This window comes from Protofrankia sp. Cas8 (assembly GCF_963555845.1).
GTDB lineage: Bacteria > Actinomycetota > Actinomycetes > Frankiales > Frankiaceae > Protofrankia.
This window is the reverse complement of record NZ_CAUVXI010000301.1, coordinates 1,296-5,145: the sequence shown is the minus strand read 5'-3', so window position 1 is coordinate 5,145 and position 3,850 is coordinate 1,296. Positions and strand designations below refer to the sequence as shown.

The 3,850-nt window shown below is 72.6% G+C and carries 4 protein-coding genes; all 4 read right to left on the bottom strand.

The window, feature by feature from the left end; translation table 11 throughout:
• Positions 1 to 82 precede the first annotated feature (82 nt).
• The gene (gene uraH, locus U9977_RS25770) at positions 83 to 409 is read right to left on the bottom strand and encodes a hydroxyisourate hydrolase (protein WP_322751874.1); all 327 of its coding nucleotides are present in this window, start codon (positions 407 to 409) and stop codon (positions 83 to 85) included.
• A gap of 36 nt (positions 410 to 445) precedes the next feature.
• Positions 446 to 1,996 (bottom strand): allantoicase, encoded by a 1,551-nt coding sequence (locus U9977_RS25765; protein ID WP_322751873.1) that lies wholly within the window; start codon positions 1,994 to 1,996, stop codon positions 446 to 448.
• Between the two features lie 113 nt (positions 1,997 to 2,109).
• The gene (allB, locus tag U9977_RS25760; protein ID WP_322751872.1) at positions 2,110 to 3,468 is read right to left on the bottom strand and encodes an allantoinase AllB; all 1,359 of its coding nucleotides are present in this window, start codon (positions 3,466 to 3,468) and stop codon (positions 2,110 to 2,112) included.
• The coding region (locus U9977_RS25755; protein WP_322751871.1) for a molybdopterin cofactor-binding domain-containing protein at positions 3,465 to 3,850 on the bottom strand (386 nt) is incomplete at its 5' end. The genes U9977_RS25755 and allB, both read right to left, overlap by 4 nt.

Below are 3,850 nucleotides of genomic sequence, written 5' to 3'. Positions count from 1 at the left end.
GTGGGACGACTTCGTCAGGCGGTATCGCCGTGAACCGTGAGGAAAAATCTCCGCGCCCGGCGCTCAGCTCCCCCGGTAACGGTCAGCTGCCGCGGTAGGTGGAGAAGCCGAAGGGTGAGAGCAGCAGCGGCACGTGGTGATGGCGCGCCGGGTCGGTCACCACAAAGGTGATCACAATCTCGGGGAAGAACGCCGAAAGGGACGCGGTGTCGAATATCAGCCGCCACGCGCCCGGCCCGTCAATGGGGAGGTCCCGCACCCGCCCGTCCTCGTCGGTCACCGCGGATGTGACCAGCCGCCAGCCGCGCACGTCGCCGTCGAAGCCGACAATCATCCGTTCCAGTCCGACCGCCACCCCGCCAGCCGGGGCTCCGGCGGCGGTGTCGATCACATGCGTGGAGAGGGTCACCCCGGCATCATGCCCGGGCACGGGGCGACCGGACGGTCACGAACCGCTGATCAGGCGCTGCAGCCGCAACGCGGCGATCTCGGCCTGCTGACCGGCGGCGACCCGCAGTTCCGTGGCCGGGTCGTTACTCAGCCGCTGACGCAGCAGGCCCAGCATCTCCTCGGCGCTGCGTCCCGCCGCACGGACCAGGAAGATGTAGCCGAAGCGGTCCTCGTACTCCTGGTTGCCCGCGACCAGGGCCGCCTTCAGGTCGAGACTGGCGTTGTCCAGGGCTGCCTGCTCCCGGCGCGGGGCGTCCAGGCCGGCGACCACGGCCCGGGTGGACGTGGTCGGCGCCGGACGCGGAGCACCGCGCTCACCGATGCGTGGATGGGCGGTGAACGCCTCCAGCCAGTCCGCCTCGGTGAGCTTCCACCACTGCTCGGCGGCCGCGTCGAGCAGCGCCTCGAGGGTCGGGTACGGGCGACTGTCGGTGACCGCGGCTGCCCAGTCCTCCGAGCCGCAGCAGCCCAACAGCTCGGCATGGACGGCCCCCGGGGACAGCGCGTTGAACCAGCGCATGGCCAGCTCCTGGCGTCCGGCCGGGGTCGGGGTGCCGATGAGGCGCAGCCGGGCGAGCCCCCCGTCGGGGATCGCGTCCACCCGCACGTGGGTGGCCTCCACCGGAACCTCCAGGTCGAACAGGTGGCGGGTGTTGGGCTGCACCCGCACCTGCGGCAGCAGCGGCTGCCACCCGGTGATCGAGGAGATGTCGTCGCCGTCGAACAGATCCGGGGCGGACGCGGCCCACAGCGCCACCGCCCGGGGGGCGTTGCCGTGGAAGTGCCGGGTGTCGACCTCCGCCCGGATCACCTGACCGGTGGTGGCGAGCCGCACGACGGCCCAGTCATGACCCATCCCCCGCCGGCGGCGGGTCTCCCAGCCCTCCCCCATCACCCGCGCCTCCCCGGATGCGTTGAGGTTGTGCCGGTCGCCGTAGTGCATGTCACTGCACGCCACCACCACCCCGCCGAGGTAGGCGGCGGCCAGGTCGGAGGTGACCCGGTCCAGCATGCGGGGGTCCGCGATCACCGTTCCGTGCACGCGCAACCGCGCCACCCCGCCATCGGGATGGATGGTGAGCCGCACGTGCGTGACGCGGGTGTGGCCGGCCCGCTCAACGGGCAGGATATTGACCGAATCCGCTCGCAGCGGTGTCCGGCGCACCAGCGGCACCCAGCTGACCGATGCCTCGGCGACCTCGACCGCGGACGGGTAGCCACCCAGCGTGGCACCGTGCAGCTCCACCGACTCCGGCGCGTTACCGGTGAAGTGGGTGGTGTCGACGGTCACCGCTCGCACGACACCGGGCGCACCGAGCCGGACGATCGCCCAGTCCGAGCCGTACGGCTCGCGGCGGCGGCGGGTCTCCCAGCCGTCCGTCCACGCACCCCGCTCGGTGAAGACCCCCGGCCTGGCGATCGGCGGCTCGGGCAACAACATCCGCTCGGCGAGCGCGAAGAACTCGTCGTTGACGGTCACCACCGATCCACCGAACCTGGCGCCGGCGAGGTCGACAAGGTTCGTGAGATCGGGTGCGTCGCTCACTGGTCCTCTTCTCCTGCGAGTCGGGTCCACCGGCTGTTCGGGATGTCGATGTTCGGGGTGCGGGTGTGCGGGGTGCGGGGTGCGGGTGTGCGGCGTGGGACACCTCAGCCGGTTCATCTCGACAGCAGCTGGCCACGCGGTGGCCGGTCGCCGTCGACACGTTCACCACGCAGGTAGGTCGCACGCACCACGCCGTACAGCGTCCGCCCAGCGTAGGGCGTAAGCGGGTGGCGATGGGCCAGTTTGGCCGGATCAACGACAAAGGACCCGTCCGGGTCGATCACAGCGAGGTCGGCGTCGGCACCCGGGGCGATGCGGCCCTTGCGCCCCAGACCGACGAGATCGGCCGGGCCGGTGCACATCCAGCGGGCCAGCTCGGCCAGGTCGTGACCGCGGCAGCGGGCCTGGGTCCACACCGCGGCGAGGCCGAGCTGCACCGAGGCGATCCCGCCCCACGCCTGCGCGAAGTCGCCCGAATCGAGTGCCTTACGCGCCGGCGTGGCCGGCGAATGGTCGGTCACCACCCCGGCGAACAGACCCTCGGCAAGCCCCTGCCACAGCGAGTCCCGGTTGCGCTCCCCGCGGATGGGCGGCGCGCACTTGTACAGGGTCGCTCCGTCGGGAACCTCGTCGGCGGTGAACGTCAGATAGTGCGGGCAGGTCTCCACGGTCAGCGCGATCCCGGCGTCACGGGCGGTGAGAACGTCGTCCAGGGCGCCCGCCGCGGACAGGTGCAGGACGTGCAGGCGGGCACCGGTCGCGGCCGACAGCGCGGCGAGCCCGGCCACCGCCTCGGTCTCCGCGGCCGGTGGACGCGAGGCCAACCAGCTCGCGAACGTCCGGCCCGCCACCGGCGGCGCGGCGGCCAGGACCGACGGTGACTCGGCGTGGACGACGGTCAGCGCGCCAAGTCGGGCGGCACGGTCCACCGCGACGGCGAGGACCTCCATGGGCACGTGCGGAAACTCCGCCACCCCCGACGGCGCGAGAAACGCCTTGAAGCCGAACACCCCGTCGTCGTGCAGGGCCGCGAGCTGCGCGAGGTCCCCGATGTCAGCGCCGATGATCCCGCCCCAGAAGCCGACGTCGACCGCTATCTGACCGGCCGCCGCGGCCCGCTTGGCCGCCAGCGCCGCGACCGAGGTCGTCGGCGGAATGGCGTTCAGCGGCATGTCCACGATCGTGGTGACGCCACCGGCGGCAGCGGCCCGGGTGGCCGTGGCGAACCCCTCCCACTCGGTGCGTCCGGGTTCGTTGACGTGGACGTGGGTGTCCACGACCCCGGGCAGCAGGGCGAGGTCCCCGAGCTCGGTGACGCGCGGGCCGGCTGCGACGGCCGCCGGGGGCGTGACCGCGGTGATCCGCCCGCCCGCGATGTGGACGGCGGCCGGCCGGACGCCGTCCGGGGTCACGACCCGTGTCGACCGCAGAATCTCGGGACGCTCGGGAAACCCGAACGGGGTCGTGGTCATCGGCCGACCAGGTCCTCGGGACGGATCAGGTCAACGGGACGGATCGGTACCCGGCGCAGGTCACGGCCGATCGCGGCCCGGACCGCCGCCACCACCGCCGGGGTCGCCGAACAGGTCGGCGCCTCCCCCACCCCCTTGACGCCGTAGGGCGAGCCGGGCTGCGGGTAGGTAAGCGCCACGAAGTCCAGCGCCGGGATGTCGGCGGTGGTGGGCAGGACGTAGTCGTGGAACGTGGGGTTGCGCACCACTCCGCCCTCGACCACGAGCTCCTCCATGAGCGCGAGCCCAAGCCCCTGGGCGGTGCCGCCCTCCACCTGCCCCCGCAGCGCCATCGGGTTGAGCACCATGCCGACATCCTGGACGAGCGCCATCGACACCACCC

Bases quoted from the DNA above. Each gene is read 5' to 3' on its own strand.
- allB (WP_322751872.1), bottom strand. From the start codon at position 3,468: ATGACCACGACCCCGTTCGGGTTTCCCGAGCGTCCCGAGATTCTGCGG.